Source organism: Bacteroidia bacterium (genome assembly GCA_033391075.1).
Lineage (GTDB): Bacteria > Bacteroidota > Bacteroidia > J057 > J057 > JAWPMV01.
Genome location: JAWPMV010000001.1, coordinates 5,469,473 through 5,487,893, shown reverse-complemented (window position 1 = coordinate 5,487,893; position 18,421 = coordinate 5,469,473). Strand labels below are relative to the sequence as shown.

The 18,421-nt window shown below is 41.9% G+C and carries 14 protein-coding genes; 10 read left to right on the top strand and 4 right to left on the bottom strand.

Annotation, left to right across the window (positions count from 1 at the left end; translation table 11 throughout):
* Window positions 1-112 precede the first annotated feature (112 nt).
* Window positions 113-751: a peroxiredoxin gene (locus R8P61_21830; protein ID MDW3649726.1), complete on the bottom strand. Its 639-nt coding sequence runs from the start codon at window positions 749-751 to the stop codon at window positions 113-115.
* A 163-nt stretch (window positions 752-914) separates the two neighbouring features.
* On the bottom strand, window positions 915-3,692 hold the full coding sequence (locus tag R8P61_21825; protein ID MDW3649725.1) for a response regulator: 2,778 nt from the start codon (window positions 3,690-3,692) through the stop codon (window positions 915-917).
* 156 nt (window positions 3,693-3,848) lie between these two features.
* Between R8P61_21825 and R8P61_21820 the strand changes: the two genes are divergently transcribed.
* From R8P61_21820 to R8P61_21805, 4 genes are all read left to right on the top strand, one after another.
* Window positions 3,849-4,796, top strand: a complete 948-nt coding sequence (locus R8P61_21820; protein MDW3649724.1) for a D-2-hydroxyacid dehydrogenase — start codon at window positions 3,849-3,851, stop codon at window positions 4,794-4,796.
* Window positions 4,797-4,804: 8 nt separating this feature from the next.
* Window positions 4,805-5,746 carry an NAD(P)-dependent alcohol dehydrogenase gene (locus R8P61_21815; GenBank protein MDW3649723.1) on the top strand — a complete coding sequence of 314 codons (942 nt, stop codon included), beginning with the start codon at window positions 4,805-4,807 and terminating at the stop codon, window positions 5,744-5,746.
* 416 nt (window positions 5,747-6,162) lie between these two features.
* Entirely contained in the window at window positions 6,163-6,336 is a 174-nt protein-coding gene (locus R8P61_21810) for a hypothetical protein (GenBank protein ID MDW3649722.1), read from the top strand.
* Window positions 6,337-6,404: 68 nt separating this feature from the next.
* Window positions 6,405-7,358 (top strand): threonine/serine dehydratase, encoded by a 954-nt coding sequence (locus tag R8P61_21805; protein ID MDW3649721.1) that lies wholly within the window; start codon window positions 6,405-6,407, stop codon window positions 7,356-7,358.
* Window positions 7,359-7,366: 8 nt separating this feature from the next.
* On the opposite strand, the gene R8P61_21800 is transcribed toward R8P61_21805, so the two are convergent.
* Complete coding sequence (locus tag R8P61_21800) at window positions 7,367-9,091, bottom strand: PKD domain-containing protein (GenBank protein MDW3649720.1); 1,725 nt, start codon at window positions 9,089-9,091, stop codon at window positions 7,367-7,369.
* Between the two features lie 463 nt (window positions 9,092-9,554).
* Between R8P61_21800 and R8P61_21795 the strand changes: the two genes are divergently transcribed.
* The gene (locus tag R8P61_21795; GenBank protein MDW3649719.1) at window positions 9,555-10,988 is read left to right on the top strand and encodes a hypothetical protein; all 1,434 of its coding nucleotides are present in this window, start codon (window positions 9,555-9,557) and stop codon (window positions 10,986-10,988) included.
* Window positions 10,989-11,154: 166 nt separating this feature from the next.
* On the opposite strand, the gene R8P61_21790 is transcribed toward R8P61_21795, so the two are convergent.
* A complete protein-coding gene (locus R8P61_21790) occupies window positions 11,155-13,980 on the bottom strand; it encodes a S8 family serine peptidase (GenBank protein MDW3649718.1) in 2,826 nt (941 codons plus the stop codon).
* A gap of 406 nt (window positions 13,981-14,386) precedes the next feature.
* On the opposite strand from R8P61_21790, the gene R8P61_21785 reads away from it, so the two are divergent.
* From R8P61_21785 to R8P61_21765, 5 genes are all read left to right on the top strand, one after another.
* Window positions 14,387-14,794, top strand: a complete 408-nt coding sequence (locus R8P61_21785; GenBank protein MDW3649717.1) for a response regulator — start codon at window positions 14,387-14,389, stop codon at window positions 14,792-14,794.
* 381 nt (window positions 14,795-15,175) lie between these two features.
* A complete protein-coding gene (locus R8P61_21780) occupies window positions 15,176-15,793 on the top strand; it encodes a PKD domain-containing protein (protein ID MDW3649716.1) in 618 nt (205 codons plus the stop codon).
* A 238-nt stretch (window positions 15,794-16,031) separates the two neighbouring features.
* Window positions 16,032-16,487 carry a hypothetical protein gene (locus tag R8P61_21775; protein ID MDW3649715.1) on the top strand — a complete coding sequence of 152 codons (456 nt, stop codon included), beginning with the start codon at window positions 16,032-16,034 and terminating at the stop codon, window positions 16,485-16,487.
* 217 nt (window positions 16,488-16,704) lie between these two features.
* Window positions 16,705-17,124 carry a hypothetical protein gene (locus R8P61_21770; GenBank protein ID MDW3649714.1) on the top strand — a complete coding sequence of 140 codons (420 nt, stop codon included), beginning with the start codon at window positions 16,705-16,707 and terminating at the stop codon, window positions 17,122-17,124.
* Between the two features lie 140 nt (window positions 17,125-17,264).
* Window positions 17,265-18,407 carry a CofH family radical SAM protein gene (locus R8P61_21765; GenBank protein ID MDW3649713.1) on the top strand — a complete coding sequence of 381 codons (1,143 nt, stop codon included), beginning with the start codon at window positions 17,265-17,267 and terminating at the stop codon, window positions 18,405-18,407.
* Window positions 18,408-18,421 lie beyond the last annotated feature (14 nt).

The window sequence follows — 18,421 nt, the reverse complement described above, 5'->3', positions numbered from 1 at the left end:
AAAATAATGCAAAGAAAACGGGAACCCGAAGGTTCCCGTACAGCTTTAGCGAATCTATTTATGATCAGTGGATTCGCATCAATTGAAGATTAAAGCAAATCCGATGTTCCTGTTAGGTATTGGGCTGAGGGGTTGTCCGTAAATAGGATTTGATTTCTGTATAGCCTTTAGGGAAAGTTTTTGCCAGCTCTTCGGCCGGGACAGAAGGCAGGATAACACAGTCTTCGCCCTCTTTCCAGTTTGCAGGAGTCGCGACTTTTTCATAGCTGGTCAATTGTAAAGAATCAATGACCCTCAGGAGTTCATCGAAATTTCTACCGGTAGCAGCGGGGTAAATCAGGATCAATTTCACGCTTTTATCAGGAGCAATGACAAAGACATTGCGTACCGTCATATTATTTTGGGCGTTGGGGTGGATCATGCCGTAAAGTTCAGCTACTTTTCGATCCGGGTCGGCAAGTAAAGGAAAATTGACCTGGGTGTTTTGGGTTTCATTTATATCCTGTATCCAAATGTGATGACTACCCAAAGGATCTACACTCACTGCCAGTACCTTTACATTGCGTTTGGAAAACTTCTCTTTATACTTGGCCAGCATTCCCAGTTCTGTGGTGCAAACGGGGGTGAAGTCCGCCGGATGTGAAAAAAGAATTCCCCAGCTTTCCCCTAACCATTCGTGAAACTTAATTCTGCCTTCTGTACTTACTGCTTCAAAATCGGGAGCTATATCTCCCAGTCGGATGTTGTTCATGTCTGTTTTTGTTGTTTGTATTTAAATGCTTGAGTTAAAGTAAGCAGTGATCCTTTTAAGCTTAATGGAACGATACAAAGCTAGACATGAGGAGCAATAGAGACTTTTCTCTATGACTCAATTGTTTTTACTTATGTTGCAATTTGTACTAAATGAGCAGTTTTTAGCTGTTTTGTAGGATTTCGCTGGGTGGATATCCAAATTGTTCACTGAAGACGCGGGAAAAATATGAGAGGTTGGGGATCCCTACCTGCAATGCAATCTCAGAGATATTTCCAGATTTTTGACGAAGCAATTCATGGGCATGTTGCAATCTGACGGAACGCAAAAAAGCAGAGGGAGATTTATCCGTGAGTGCCTTGAGTTTTCGATGCAACTGACTCCGACTCATCCCGATTTCTTTGCTCATTTCGGGAATGCTGTATGCTTCATTGTCCAATTCTGCCTCTATGATTTTAAGCAGTTTTCGGAGGAAGGCTTCTTCCTGAGACTCTACTTCTTGCGCTGTGATTTGAATTGCACCTGACTCCGCAATTTTACTATAAACTTCTTGCAAATTTTTCCTTTGCTCGATGAGCTTTTCTATGCGGAGTTTCAGTTCATCTGCTTCGAAAGGTTTGCTGACAAAAGCATCTGCTCCTTTCTGGATTCCTTCCATTAGATCTTCCTGACTTGATTTTGCCGTAAGCATAATCACCGGGACATGGCTGGTTTTGAAATCAGAGCGAATTTCATGGATAAGTTCTGTGCCTTCCATGCCCGGCAGCATCCAGTCACTAATGATAAGGTCCGGGATTTGGTTTTTGGCTAGCCTTAGCCCTTCCTCTGCACTTGATGCGCTGATAATTTGGTAGGGATCTTTGAGCTGTTCCCAGAGATATAGACGCATATCTGCATTGTCTTCCACAATCAGGAGCAGCGGTTTTTCTGCATAAAGGATGTCCTTTGACTTGCTGATTTCTGAAGCTGAAATCAGGGGAGGGGTATTCTCCTTTTCTTCAATGTTCGGAATTTCTTCCACATGAGCTTTGGGCAAATTAAGTAGGACCTGAAAACTGCTTCCTTTGCCTTCCTCACTCTCCAGCCGGATTTCTCCTTCAAACAATTCGACCAGTTCCCGTGCCAGAGCTAGTCCGATTCCTATGCCTTCCTGCTTGCTTTCGTCAGCACTTTTCGTATAAAAGCGTTGGAAAACAAACTCCATTTCCTCTTCCTTGATTCCGGGGCCGTTATCTGTGATGATACATTCAAGCCGAACTTGCCCTGCATCCTGAGAGGGAAGTAGGTTTTGCCTAAAACTGACTTCCCCTCCCTGCGGGCTAAACTTAAATGCATTGGAAAGGAGGTTGCTAATGATCTTTTCCAATTTGTCTGGATCGAAATAGGCCAGAACAGGCTCTGGATTAAAGCTGGTTTGAAAGCTTATTTCTTTCTTTAGGGCCAAGCTCTCAAAAGAGTGCACCATGGTTCGGATAAATCGATTGACATCTCCCGCTTTGGGCTGAAGTTTGAGTTGCCCGGACTCGAGTTTTGAGAGTTCCAGCAATTGATTGACGAGGCTAAGGAGTCTTTCTCCATTCCTGATCATAAGGTCCTGAAAACTTCGCATATCTCCTTTCAGACTTCCTTTGCGCATTTCTTGTAGCGGCCCCAGGATCAAACTCAGGGGCGTTCGGAATTCATGGCTGATATTGGCGAAAAAGTGGCTCTTCAGCTGATCCAGTTCTTTCAATCTACCTGCTTCTTTTTGCTGATTTTTTAGTTCGGTTTCAATCAGTTTTTGGCGGGTACTCTGACGAATTCGATAGATAATAAAGCCAGCTCCAGCCAGGGATAAAATCACCAGCCCCAGAAGTAAAATCAGATTCCGTCGATAAGCTGCTTTGTTAAGGGCTGCTTCCTGTAAGGCTATTTGGGTTTCCTTCTGCTGAGTTTCGTATTTGATATTGAGTTCGGAGGCTTGTTTATCATACTTCTTCTGTGCCAATGAATCGCCCAGGCTTTTGGCCTCCTTTTGGTAACGATAGGCATTAGGGAAATCCCTTTTCTTTTCATATTGCTGGGCGAGAAGCTCCGTCATTTCTACCTCCAACTTCAATTCTCCATACGCTCGAGCAAAATCCAGGGCAGAATGGTAGTGGAACAGACTACTATCTGTTTGATTTCTATCACCAAATACAGCCCCCATCACAAAATCGGCATAATAGAGAGTCGCTCGATCATCTTGTTCGATAGCCAGTTTTCGGGCCTTCTTGCTATAATCAAGGGCTTTGTCAAATTGCGCTTCGTAATAATAAGCAGCAGCTAAATTTGTATATAGGAGATTTACATAATCTTTTTCCTCATAGGCTAAAGCGATCTCCAAAGCTTTCTCACTATAATGCAAAACCGAATCGCTCTCCTCCAATTTTTCGAATAGGGTTCCATAACTGGTCATGGCTATGACCATTCGACGACCATCATCCTTACTTTTATAGAATTGATAAAATTGATCTATGTATTTCCTGGCATCTTCATAAGCGCCTTGCTCTCGATAAACCTGAGCCATCTCAAATTCGGAATAATGAAGCCTTTCCTCATCACCGATCTCTCCAAATAGGGTGATTGCTGTGTTGAAATGTTTCAGGGATTGCTGGTATTCGCCCTGTGTATAATAGGCCAGACCAAGCCGGTGGTAGCTATTGCCGAGTAGGCCTTTGTTTCTGGATGCAAGAGCAATCTCATGCCCTTTGAGGTTCCAATGCAGGACCGAATCGAGATTGCTCCTCAAAAATCTATGTGCAATGTCTTTGCTGAATTCCCATTTCAGAGAATCCTGTCTTTCTGCATAAAAGGCTGATCTCAGACTGTCCAAATAGACATCCTGTGCAGGCATAGGAAAGGGAAGGATAAATAGAAAAATAAGTAACAGCTCTCTTAGGCTGATTTCCGTTTTGGGCATAGGTTTTAGGGATTGCGTCTCATAGAATTCGCATTCTTACCCCAACTCTACAAATTTATTAAACTAGCTTATGTGCTATAAGATAAATATAAAATATCTTAGCCTAATTCTTAACGCCTGCTTCAGGACTTTGTTACACTTTGAATATTACTTCTTATGAAAATAGTTGTTTTGGATGGCCATACCGTCAACCATGGAGATCTGAGCTGGGAAGCATTTGAACGGCTGGGTGAATTTGAAGTTTATCCCAGAAGTAAGCGAGCGGAAATCCTTTCCAGGTCTAAAGATGCCGATGCTATCCTGATCAATAAAGCCCCAATTAGCAGAGAAACACTCGCACAATTACCCAAACTGAAGTACATAGGAATTTTAGCAACGGGCTACAATACGGTAGATACTTTTGCAGCTCGAGAAAGAGGAATTCCGGTTTGCAATGCTGCCGGCTATGCTTCAGAATCGGTTGCTCAGCATGTGTTTGCCTTTTTGCTGGGGTTGGCAAATCATGTGGCTGTGCATGATGCAGATGTGAGAAGTGGAGGATGGACAAATTCGCCGGATTGGACCTATCAGCGAAAGCCTATGATAGAACTTTGGGGAAAGACAATGGGAATCATTGGCCTTGGGAGAATTGGAAAGACTACAGCTCGGCTTGCTCAGGGATTTGGGATGAAAGTGATCGCCTACAACAGAAGTTCTAAAAATGTAGAGGGAGTTGAGATGCGAAGTATGGATGAGGTGTTTGCGGAAAGTGATGTCATCAGTCTGCATTGTCCCCTGACAGCTGAGAATCGAGAATTTATAAATGCAGAGAAACTGGCTTTGATGAAATCCACCTCCATATTAATCAATACAGGCAGAGGAGCCCTGGTCCAGGAAGCTGATCTGGCGGAAGCCTTGAATAGCGGGAGGATTCGAGCAGCTGGTCTGGATGTTTTACATCAGGAACCTCCCAGTATGGATAATCCCCTCATCCATGCAAAGAACTGCATCATCACTCCTCATAATGCATGGGGAACCCGAGAATGTCGGGCAAGACTGATCCAGATCGCTGCCGATAATCTTGAGAACTTTCAAAGTGGAAGTCCCAGCAATGTTGTCAACTAAGCCCAAACATGAAAGCTGTTGTTTATAGAAAATATGGCGATCCAGGTGTACTGGAACTTGCAGACATTCCCCAACCAAAGATAAAAGCAGATGAAGTCCTGGTAGAAGTGCATGCTGCTGCTTTGAACCCTATTGATTGTGAAATCAGAAAAGGGAGGGCCCGAATTGCTACGGGGAATAAGTTTCCCCGAATTCCGGGATCAGATTTTAGCGGGAAGATCGTAGAGAAAGGCGCATCCGTTCAAGCATTTGAAATTGGGCAGGAAGTTTACGGTATGAGCAAAACCTTGAAAGGGGGAGCTTATGCAGAGTTTATCGCTATCAAAGCAACTGAGATCGGGCTAAAACCTGTGGGACTAAATTTCAAAGAAGCTGCTTCCCTTCCCCTGGCCGCTTTGACGGCTTTACAAGGCATGAGAGATTTGGCAAATCTTAAAGCAGGACAAAAGGTCTATTTACATGGAGCTTCGGGAGGAGTTGGGGTTTATGCTATCCAAATAGCTAAAGCTTTGGGAGCAAAGATTACAGCGACTTGTAGCTACCGCAATGTGGATCGGCTGAAAGCATTGGGGGCAGATGAGGTGATTGATTATACCAAAGGGAATATTTTGCATAATGAGGCTCGCTTCCATCTCTTTTATGATATCTATGGGAATCAATCTTTTCTGAAAACAAAACATTTGTTGACTTCTTCCGGCTCCTATGTTTCAACTATTCCGAGTCCTCAAAACTTTTTTCTGGAATTTCTTAGTTTTTTATCGAGGAAAAAGGCCAAAGTTGTTATAGTTAAATCTTTGACAAAGGACCTGGATGTATTGGGTAAAATGATTGAAAGGGGGCAATTGAGGCCGATTATTGATAGGGAATATAGCATGGATGAAGTAGAAAAAGCGCAGGAATATCAGGAGAGTCGGAGGGCCAAAGGAAAAATTCTACTGGAAATCCGGTAGAACATCATATTGAGAAGGCACGTACATTTGTCATATACCCCTACAAACACGAATACTGTAACCAGAAACACTCGTTATTTTCATTTGGATCTCGCTACCAATCAGTCTGATCAACTGATGGTCAAGCTACACTTAAAAACTCAACCCATTAAAAAGTCTTATGCGTTTTGAAATACTAGTTTATTTCAGAGGCTTTTGATGTGGATTTTCGCTCGTAATCCTTGTAATCATCGCTTAACGTAACACACATGCAAGCTCTCGTAAAGATCTTGACAGTATTGTCGATCACCATGATTTTCCACCTACCCGCCAGCCAAGCTGCCGGAAGGATCGGTCCTGGCCCTACCGCAGAACAATCACAGCATGAAGAATCTGCCCTATTCGCAGCTGCTAATCCAAATTTCCAAGCGGCTACAATGCAAACAAAACAACAAACATTCTCAGATTCGAAAACGTCCCTACGTAAGCACACCAAGACTCATCCGGCAGCCATTATCTTACTGGTTATGGCTATTGCCGGAGTGTTTTTATTCCCCTGTCTGGTCGAAAGATGTAAACCTGCCTGGGTCGAAAGATTTAGTGCAGTCTAAGGCTATGAAGTCTGTGAGATACGGCTAAAAAATCTTAGCTTGGGATTTCTATCCCTAGACCTGTACAGATGAACATTCTCTCAGATATCCAAGTCGCCAATCAACGCATTGATCCCTACATTCTCCGAACTCCCGTAGAGTATTCTCCTTATCTCAGCAAGATGTGTGAGGCAGAAGTCTGGCTCAAACTGGAACATCTTCAGATTACGGGTTCATTTAAATTGAGAGGAGCCACCAATAAGGTTCTCTCCCTTTCCGATGAAGAAAAAACAAAAGGTGTTATCACCGCTTCCACGGGCAATCACGGCTCTGCATTCGCCTATATAGCAGACAAACTCAATTGCAAAGGAAGCATTTACCTACCCCCCACTGCTGCAAAAACCAAAGTCGAAATGATGCGCATGTACAAAGTTGATCTCGAGTTTTTCGGGAAAGACTCTGTAGATGCTGAATTGGAAGCTAAAAGAGTTGCCGAAGAAGAAGGGCGACTTTTCCTTTCCCCTTATAATGACAGAGAAATCGTGGCAGGTCAGGGAACCATAGGAGTGGAACTCGAAGAGCAAGTACCCGAAATGGATAGTGTTCTCGTTCCTGTAGGAGGAGGAGGCTTGATTTCAGGTATAGCAGGCTACCTCAAGGCACAGAAGCCAGAAGTAGAAGTAATCGGCTGCCAACCTGCCAACTCTGCCGTCATGTACGAGTCTGTCAAAGCAGATAAAATTCTTGAGCTGGAATCATTGCCTACGCTCTCGGACGGGACGGCAGGAGGAATGGAACCGGATAGTATCACCTTTGATATGTGCAAAGCATGGGTGGATGATTATATCGTGGTTTCTGAAGAAGAAATCAGAGCCGGACTGCGCTTCTTGCTGGAAAAGCATTACTTCATGGTCGAAGGCGCAGCGGCTCTGTCAGTTGCTTCTTTATTACAACAGAAGCATCGATTCAAAGGAAAAACCGTGGTGCTGATTCTATGTGGGAGAAAGTTGGGGCTGGAAACTCTCAAAGAGATACTTTCCTAAGGCCCCTTCTACTTAGCGACATCAATAATAAACTTCTGTAAGTGTTTGTTGCCTGCTGACGACTTTACTTCCAACAAATATATGCCGCCCGGGTATTCACTAATATTCAATTCTATTTCATTCTGTAAGCCAGAGGAAAAGGTCTTGAGCCTTTTGCCTTCTATACTTATCAGACTGATTTGGTAGGTATCAAATGTCGCGGCTTCTATCTGAATCTTTACAATATCTCTTGCTGGATTTGGGGAAAGGAGTAGACGAAATGTTTCCTCTTCGGGGAAACGAGAAGTGCGCCAAAGAGAAACACTATCGCAGAAAGTTGCTGTTCCGCAGGCATTCCCCACACTTAGACAAACTTCATAACTTCCCGCGCTGGCATAAGTATGTGAAGGATTCTGTTGGTTTGTACTATTTCCATCTCCGAAATCCCAAAACCATTCCAGTGCTGATGTGGAACTGTCCTGAAAGCTGATGCTATTTCCATTTATTTCATGGCTAAAAGCTGCTATCGCCGAATCCCCACAAGAAAAACACCCTTTTAGAAAGGGAATGGAAAGATTTCTGGAAAAACTGAGCGGGCCAGGGGAAATGCTAAGGTTGGCAGGGGTGAGGCTGAGATTGTTTCTACTGACAGCATTGCTTTTGGTAAAGCCAGTCAGGCCAGAAGAATTGCTAAAGGAGCAATACCTGAGACTGGTATCGAAGAGGGCAAAATATTCTTTGCCTGAGAATTCAATGTCATAAGAACCTGCTACCCAAAGTTTATCTCCTTTCACATTCACTTGTTTAGCCGAACCTGCATAGAGGATTTCTTTGGCAATTTCAGGACTTCCTGAAGAATCAATTTTTGCGATAAAAGGAATACGTCCGTTGAGTCCCCCCATAAAACTTCCGCCTCTTCCACCCAGATACAATTTTTGTTCTTCATCCAGGCTAAGGGAATAAAGCCATTTATCATTGCCACTTACTAGTCCTCCTTTTGCCAGCCAGATCAACTCTCCACCCGAACGGGTTTTTAGGACCGCAGCTTCATTGACAAAGCTTGTGCTGGTGATATTCGCAGCCAGGTAATAGGTGGAATCGATGCCCTGTACGATATCTACGGCTGTTCCAAGCGCCTGTGGATGTGTGTCGATATATTCATACGCAAAAAGGATATTGCCTTGTACATCGAAGCTGAGGAGGGTCGGAAAACCCTGACCAAAATTAGAACTGCCAGCTGCAGCAAAATTTCCATCTTTGCTCAGGATAATCTTTTCAATGAGTAGGGGCAAATCTTTTGCCCAGAGGATGCTCCCATTGGCATCGATACGTGCGAGGAAGTTTGAGCCGCCAATCAGATATCCATTTTGCCCATCCAAAGCCAGGGCCAGAATATTCCTTCCATAGGAAAATGCCCAGTTCAAAATCCCCTGGACATCTACTTTCAGCAGCCCATTTCCTGCCAGAATAAATCCACTTGAATCCTGCAGTATTTCCTGAGCCCTGAAATCCGGAAAGCTCCGGGTCCAAAAAGTGTCTGCTTGTGCCGTAAGGTAGGTGAGAGCCGTACTCTCTTTCCCTATATTAGTATCGAAAATCTGATGGGCAAGAATGATCTCTCCCTGGTCGAGGGTATCAAAACTGATGGGTGGGTCTATGGAGTAGGATTGGAACTCCAACTGATAGGACTGCTGGCTATACAGGAAAACAGGAAAAAAGAAGAGCAAGGAAAATAGTGAGGTGAAGATTCTCATTGCCAGGGCGTCTTTTACATTTACCTGACTAAATTAGAATTTCCTTATAGCTTTTGAAGGGATTTTTTATATTCGTAGGAAACTACTTTACCTTTCAAGAGGTATTTTTGATAGCTTAATAGCGAGGCAAAAAAAAGATCTTTAGAATATCTAAAACAAATGCCGAAGGTAGAATAAAGGGAAATCGTCAGATCCAATCTGTACTTTCACTCGTTTTACATAAGGATATTGCAGCAAGAAAATATTTTCGAACATAAATGAATTGTTCGATTGATGGTTTCGGCTAGCTACAATTTTTATCGGTTGATGCTGGATTTATGTGCATATGCGCTTTATTTGGCACCTTCTATCTGATAATTATGTAGTTTATATATACAAACCTAAGCAAGCCCGAGGAATATAGGACAAACGTAACTTGACTAATACAAAAAGGAGGAATGTATAATTGCTCCTTCAAAGGGCCATGCAACAAACCCAACTGATTCAACTTCTTAGCAAGCTGACTGATGCAGAAATGCGTTCGTTTGTTAAGTTCGTTCGTTCCCCCTATTTCAACTCCCACCAGGATACCATTCGTTTGTTTGAGATCCTAAAGCCCCTGCATCCAGAATTCCCGGATGAGAAAATCAACAAAGAAATCATCTTTCAGCAGTTGTTCCCAGATCAGGAATACAAGGATGATATACTTCGGACCTTACGGAAGTACTTATTAAAGCAACTTGCCTATTTCCTGACTTTTCAGCGATTTCAGGAAGATGAGTTGATGTTGCAAAATTATATGCTGGAGGTTTTGGGTGAAAAAGAGGTTCCGACCTATTTTAAAAAGCAACTCAGACATGCGCAAAACCTTATTAAAAAGTATCCGGATAAAGATGAAAAATTCTTTCTTAAACAGTTTCTCATCGAGCGTTCGCGGGTAGAGTCCGAATTTATTTATGAAAAGCGAGAGAAAACTCCAGACTTGGGGGAAGCTCACAATTTATTAGATCATTATTACCTGGGAGCCAAATTGGAATTATTGGCCTCTGAATTAAGTACCCTTTTTGTTTTGGGGGGGAAAAGAACCAATAGCCTGTTTACGGATGAAATTATTAATCATTTAGACGCTTGCTATGAAAAGTATCCTCCGCTAATCCAGGCATATTATTTCTCTGTGAAATTGCTTCTTGATCCAGAGTCGGCTGATATGTCAATTTTCATAAAGGCGAAAGAGATACTTAGAGAATATGGTCAAGAGTTCTCAGATAAAGATCAGACACATCTTTATGCCTATTTAGTTGGATATACCAATAAGAAATACCAGGAAGGAAAAAGAGAGTTTCTAAATGAGCTCTTTGAAATATATAAGGCAATGTTATCAAATGATTTATTGTTTGACGGCAAAATTTTCCCTGTCCACAATTATAAAAATCTTGTAACCATAGGTCTTAGACTTGGAGAATATGAGTGGACAGAAAACTTCATTCATGAATACAAGCGATTTATCCCTAAAGAATACAAGGAAGGAATCTTTCATTATAATCTGGCCCATCTATACTTTTACCAAAAGAAGTATGGAGAAGCATTGCAATTACTCCAGGGAGTAGATTTTCTGGATACTTTCTATCAATTGGGATATAAGATGCTTCAACTTAAAATCTACTATGAGCAGGTAGAGGTTGAGTCATTCATTGCCTTGGCGAAAACTTTTCAAACTCATATAAGAAGACAAAGTGGAATCCCGGAAGCCAGAAAAGAAGCCTACTATAATTTTGTAGCCATTTTAAGGAAGGTCTTCAGAATAAAGATAGGTGAAAAATCTAATGCTGAGGAAATCCGACGAGAGCTTCAAGAAATCCAACCCATAATCGAGAAAGGCTGGCTTGGCCGAAAAATAGGAGAGTTTAGTTACGCCTGATTTTCCCTTTTCATTTTCTACAAGAAAAAAGGGAGCCCTCAATAAAGAGGGTCTCCCTACGCTCAAGGAAATATAGGTTTATATTTTTTTGACGTTATCTTCGGTATTTATATCACCTCTGAAACGTAAATCATCCTAACTTTGTTATGCATTATAATGATTTCGTTCATTCGATGACAATTGTTTTTAAATATTGTTGTTTTTCGTCCCTGAATTTTACCCAATAATAGCCGGGGATCAGCTCAGGGAGGTCGAAAATAAAGTAATCCTTAGAATAAAAAAGCTCTTTTTTGTGCTTCCAGTGAACACGTGCGTCCAATCCGTAGATTTCTACTTCTACAAATTCTTCTGAAGCTTCCTTTAGTTCAATTTTTAATTTTTCTGCACCAGGATTTGGAAAAACATTGATGCCAAATTCGTCCAGGGGATGCATATGTCGGGCCTCTGCTGGAATTTCAATGGTCAGGGTTTTTGTCGCTACTGAGGAAACAGAACTGATCTGATTTAGCGGGAGCAGCGTGCCATCTGTTTTTATGATGGTCGCACCCGTAATGCTTATAGAAAAGAATGCCTGTTCAGCAAATTCTCCATAGTTTCCGATATCATCAATAACCACTATAATTTTTCCTTTCAGGAAGGTTCCGGCAATTTGTTGGGAGAAACCTCCTTTTCTAAATAGGCCTACATCTACCTGCCTATTTCCTTCATTGTGGACGATAAAGGAATCCGTTTCTGTCGCATCCCCAAACCAGGTATCACTAAAATCAAATATTAGAGGTTGGCTCAATGGCATATCATATTCCAGTCTCACAGCGATCCCTGCTACATCTTCGATTAGGTAGGAAGGGATATTGTCCAGATCCACGGTAAAGTCGGTTGTGTCTCCTACTATTGTTACCTGAGATCCCATATTCAGGAAAATATCAGCCTGTCCCTGGGCCGTTTGTTCCGGGAAAATCTGTTTGCTATAGTTTTTGCGAATGATTTCTGAATCATCAACTATTTCGATCTGGCCATCTCCATCTGCATCTGCATGCATGAAATTTACCTGATTGCCCAGGGGATTTAGGCCCGGGAAATTTCCGTACCAGGGGGTTGCGCTTTGGGCTTCCCAATCGGTCGAAGGCCAGGGTCTTGCAGGTCCTGTTTCTGTATCTGTAAGTCCAGTCAGAAGATAATCTGTCATATTTACCTCGCCGTCTGCATTGGCATCTCCCGGCCAAACACAGCCTTGGTTGAGGCTCACAAAAAACCACTCGCTATCTCGTTCTCCGCATCCATATTCAATGCGTAATTTGTACCAGCCCTGTACATCAATCATCTGAGATTCTCCCACACCTATGAGATTATAGTAGCGATCATACCAGAAATAGCTATATAGAGGAGATTGGAGGGGAGCTTCCATCATTACGAAAGGTCCACAGTGAACGGTATCCATATCAGGCAGATGAGGATCTGGTTGAAGTTCCGCAATAATGGTATAGCTATCAGTACAATTCGTGCCTTCAGCTTCCAGCATGATCTCTACATTGCCTTCATTATCTGGCAATTCGATTTCAGGATTTTCCTGGGTTGATTCCAATTCTCCATCCACATACCATTTATATCCTTGTGCGTTGCTGGATAGATTGGGGATGTTGATGTCTTCATCTTTACAGAGGTATGAGTTTTCCAGGCTGAAATAAGCGATTGCATCACAATTGCTGTGCAACAACTTATAGACATTGAGCCTTCCCCCACTTTTGCAAAGCATAGAGAATGAAGAAACAGGATCCAGTGATTGGAACAATCTGTCCTTGATCGCTTGTGGATTCAGATTTTGTTGTTGAGATATGAGTAAGGCTAACGCACCTGTAACAACAGGAGCGGCCATAGAAGTTCCACTATAATATCCATATGAATCATTGGGCAAAGTGCTGAGCATACCTACACCAGGGGCGAAGAGGTCTACCGAATTGGCACCAATGTTTGAGAAGCTGGCCGGTTCATCATGATGATCACTAGCTGCTACAGAAATAATATTCTCATGCGGATAAGAGGCTGGATAAAGGGGGGCAGCATCATTGTTATTTCCGAAATTATTCCCGGCTGCTGCTACAAAGGTATGTCCAGCTTGTCCGGCTTCGGTGATCTTGGCATCCAGCAGTTGACTGGCCAGGCCACCTCCCCAGCTATTGTTGCTGAGTTGTGCACCCATATTGAATGCGTAATCCAGAGCTGCTATCGCATCAGAAGCATATCCTCCGCCTGTTTCATTCAGAATTTTCAGACCCATCAAACGGGCATTCCAGGCTACTCCGCTAACTCCTATGCCATTATCTCCTCTGGCAGCAATCAAACCGGCCACATGAGTTCCATGTCCGGATTCATGATCGTCCATAGGATCATTGTCACCGTTTACGAAATCCCAGCCAATAAAATCATCGACATAGCCATTTCCATCATCATCAATCCCATTCTCATCGTCCGGATCAAAGATCCAGCGACTGCCATTCCATTCTAATACACTACCGTCATTGTCGAAATCTTCGGCCAGGTTTTGCCATATATTATCCTTCAGGTCGGGATGATTCCAATCAATCCCGCTATCCAGAACGCCAATAATGGCACTGCCATCTCCTGTTTCCAGTTCCCAGGCACGTTCTGATTCGATGTCAATATCGACGGTACCGCCGCTTTGACCTTTATTGTCATGAAACCACTGATCATCCAGCAAAGGATCATTAGGTAATCCGGTGGCAAAGAAACGCATGTCGGGCTCCGTCAACCTAATGACGTGAGCACCTAGCGAAAGTATATGTTGCTTTTCTTCGGAGGTGATTTCCCAAACCTCCCATCTCTGATTGGGTAAGATCTGCTTTATCCGTGTCCCCCCGAATGAATAGTTCAATATGCTATCGCCTGCCGACACGATCCATCTTTCAGTTTGCTGTGCAAACATATCGGTGGTGCATAGAGCAAGCATGCAATACAGATAGAATAGATTTCGCATATCAAAAAACTAGGGCTATGGATACGGATACATAGATCGCCCAAACTTAAATTTTATTCAAGATCAAAAAAATCCATTTGTGAGATTTAGTCAATATTCCGACATGAGTAGGAAGAATTGGCATATGAGCTTGCTTTTTGACTGTTTCTCACAATCGAAAAAAAATGATCCTGTCCTTGATTCGAATACTCTCTATCATTGTGATATGGAAAACGCTTCAGTTCTTTGCCACAGTTATCAGTTAGATTACAGCCTTGATGCTCCTAACATTTTGTTTACCCATTACTCGGCATTGAACAGAAGGTTTACCTTCCTTCCTAAAAGTACCTTATATGTTTCATGAGCCTGTTTTTCGGGCTCATGATCTTTAAGAACTCTTTAGTTTAAATTATATCAACAAGCCGAAATGGAGAGATTTAACTGTTTGATGTTTGTAGATGATAATTACATGACCAATTATTATCACAAAGAAATCTTGATGGAAGCGGACCTTGCTGACAAGCTTTTGTTCTTTGATAATCCGAGTGATGCACTCGAATATCTTGAGAAAAAAGCACCTAAGGACTATGTAAAGCCGGATATCATCTTTCTGGATATTCACATGCCTGAGATGAGCGGATGGGAATTTGTAGATGCTTATCAGAAAAAAGTGAAAGATGAAGAACCGGAGATCGTGATTCTCTCAGATTCCCTCAATCCCCTGGATCCGGAGCGGGCAAGAAAGAATCCCCGTATCAAAAGCTTTAGATACAAACCTCTTTCGATAGAGTATCTACTGGAGCTTACGGGAGAATTTGAATTGAAAAGGAACTAAACACTCATTATACACAAATTCATACTTTCAATTGAGAAGGTATTTGCAGCTTATGTTAAAGGGATACTATTAGGGTATCCCTTTTTTAAGAAAAGACAGATTTGAGGGAAGGCGAAAAAGTATATCGATTCGACTTGTTTATTGACGAAAATGTAAGAAATCCCTCAAAATGCAAGACTCACAAATCGCAAATTTTGATGTTTATAGCGTAATATTATCATGCTAATTTTACATTGTAGACTTCAGAAAGGGATTTAGAATAGAAGAAAAAGAGAAAAAAGAAATAGTGTAACACAGCCCTAAGCCCTAACGATCTTTACAATATAATCTGCTCATTGCTTTGTAATCGGTATATCGTCTGCATCACATAATCTATTCATCATGCAAGACATCAGTACCCAAGACAGAATTGACCAAATCTTTGCCCAGATTAAAGCACAAGAGGCTGCTAAAAAAGAAAAATACCTGGTCGCTACATTTATCAGTATTTCAGCTATTGTATTCCTTTTCGTTTCATTTGTAGTCATCACGAATAAGCCTGATCCTATAGATATGCGGACTGAAATGGTGGTTACTTCCACTCCCTCCCTCGATCAGGAAGATGAGTTTTTCTCAGAAGAAGGAATTCAGGAGAAAAAAAATGAAACGGAAAAAATCAATGTTGTAGACTTTCAGAAGGAAGAAGAAATCATCGTGCCTCCCTATAATGATGCGATCAAATTAGAAATCAAGGGAGATCAATTGAGCGAATCAGAGCTCAAGTTCGAGATTCTCAATTATGACCCCAGCTTCATATATAGAGTAGACTTTGGAAATGGGGAAGGAAAAATTGTAAAAGAATCTTTTAGCTATAAGTACGAAAAAGGAGGCTCCTACAATCTTCGGGTAACTGCTTACGGAAAGAACAATCAGAAAAAGAAATATAATATACAGTTGGATATCAATCCCTGGGAGAATGCTTTGAACATGCTGTTGAAGGCACCCAAAAGTTTAGCTTAGTAGAGACTGCTCATTCTTACCTGTTAGGTTTAGAATATGGTTTAAAACCACTTTTGGTTAAGAAAGACCGTGTTAGCTGGTATGGGGCCCCAAGAGGGCCCCTTTTTTATGGGAGAAATTCAAGTTCAAGTATACTCCTTTTTGCATTTGATCTTTACTCCTGCTCCTCCCAGGGCATGTTACGTTTTTTTCAGGTAGGAGAACAAAGAGGAAAATAATTACCATTAACTCTCTTGCAATGAAAAAGCTAAAACAACTTTCCCTTATAATCTTCTTTTCTTCTATCCTCATTTGCCTTCAGTCTACAGAAGTACGGGCACAGAAAGGATTTAGTAAAGCCAGTCCTGCCATGATGAATGCTCTCAAAAATCATTTGAAAGCAAGCCCTAAAAAGGCACAAAACTATAAAGCTATAGCACCCAAAGCTAAAGCCATGAGTATGCAAAGCTTTTTGAAAGCCTATGATCTGAATCCCAATGATCTTTCCTTCAAAGCAGGATCAGACCTGGGTAATGCATTTATCATCATTTTCCCGGTAAAAGTTGATGTTCATCCCAGTAGTCGTGTGGCTGGTGATAGAGGGGAAAATTCAAAACTAAAAGTTGCTTTGAATGTTAAAGGCATCTTTCCCAGTAGAAATATCGCTGCATTTATCATGAGAGAAAATAAACTGGGCAATTTTGAGATTCAGTAGAAAATAAAATGAGATTTCTGTAAAGCAGCTGTTGTATGAAAATAAAGGGACCTTCAGGGTCCCTTTATTGCATTTTCTCAATATCTACACGCTTATCCAATAATACTGCACACTGAAAAAATCCTACTCGGAATCGTGAACTCTCTCTTGTAATATAGTATTAGCCGAACTCCCTATTCGGCAAACTCAAATTGTATTAAAACCTAAATGCGTCGCGATGAAAAACATTGTTTACACTCTATGTATGATCAGCTTATGCCTGATCCCTGCCTCCCTGCATGCACAGGATATCCCTACAGATTGTGATATTTATCTGGATGAACTGGAACTTCAACTGAAAAAGGATATGAAAGACACCGATAAATACTTTCATATTCAATTGGAAGAAGGAAATGAAATTTTCAAAAGAGATTTGGCCAAACTCAGTAGCAAAAGAGAAAAGAAAGAACTGAGAAAAGAGTATAAAGATTTTGTCCGGAATCTGGAGAAAGACTACAACAAAGAATTGGACAAACTGGAAGATGATTTTCTGGATGTAATGGAAGATGCTGCAGACGACTGTGGTTCCACAAGAGTCAGGCGCAAACTGGCTGCTGTAATGGGGGATGATTACTTTTATAGATCCAGACGCTGGTAATTCTGTCCCAAAAGCTTAGTAATTTTCACTTTTTTCTGAAACTTTTGTAATTTTAACGAGTTAAAGAGAAGAGAGGTATTTATTAAATAGGCTAATCCCTATATTTACCTTGAATTGAAAATCGCTTTGTCTTTTCGTTTATGAATAGTTCTGATTTATTAAAGAAAGCCCTGGACTTCGAATTTCTCACAGAAGAAGAAGGAATTCATCTCCATCATCATGCCAGTACAGAAGAATTGATGTATGTGGCAAATGAAATGAGGAAAGTCCATAAAAAGGATACCCTCGGCATCGTTAGCTGGCAGATCGACCGCAATGTCAACACAACCAATGTGTGTGTAGCCAATTGTAAGTTCTGCAATTTCTTTGTCCCACCAACGGATAAGTTTAAAGACAAAGCCTATATCACGGACGATGAAACCTATAAGCGGAAAGCTGAGGAAACCTTTGCTTTGGGGGGAGATCAGTTTCTCTTGCAAGGAGGGCATCATCCGAAATTAGGGATTGAATTTTACGAAGAAACCTTTTTCAAACTCAAGGACTGGTTCCCAAAATTGCGGCTTCATGCCTTGGGGCCACCAGAAATCGTACATATCGCCGAATTGTCTGGCCTGAGCTATAAGCAAACCCTGGAGAGATTGATGGAATCAGGTATGGATAGTATGCCTGGAGCAGGTGCTGAGATTCTGGATGATAGAGTAAGGCGCATTATCTCAAATGGTAAGTGTTCCGGAGAAGAATGGCTGGAAGTCATGCGCGTAGCTCATCAATTGGGATTGACTACCAGTGCGACTATGATGTTTGGTCATATAGAAACGATAGAAGAGAGATTTGATCACCTGGTCCGTATCAGGGCTGTTCAGGAGCAAAGACCTGAGGGCGAAAATGGATTCAAAGCCTTCATTCCCTGGCCGTATCAGGATGATGGAACTTTATTGAATCGGGTAAAAGGAGTAAAAAATACGGTAGGTGCAGATGAATATGTGCGCATGATCGCGCTCAGTCGCATCATGCTCCCCAATATTGAGAATATTCAGGCCTCCTGGCTGACTGTGGGACCTGAAGTGGCTCAGGTGTGTTTACATGGAGGAGCCAATGATTTGGGTTCTATAATGATTGAGGAAAATGTGGTATCTGCAGCTGGTGCTCCTTATCGATTGAGTGCCGAAGAAATTCAAAGAGTGATCCTGGAAGCTGGCTTTAGCCCAAAGCTCAGAAACCAGCTTTATGAGTTCAGAGATATCCCAAGTCCCCTTGAAGGGAAAATCCTGCAACCCGCTTAATAAAACTCACAAAT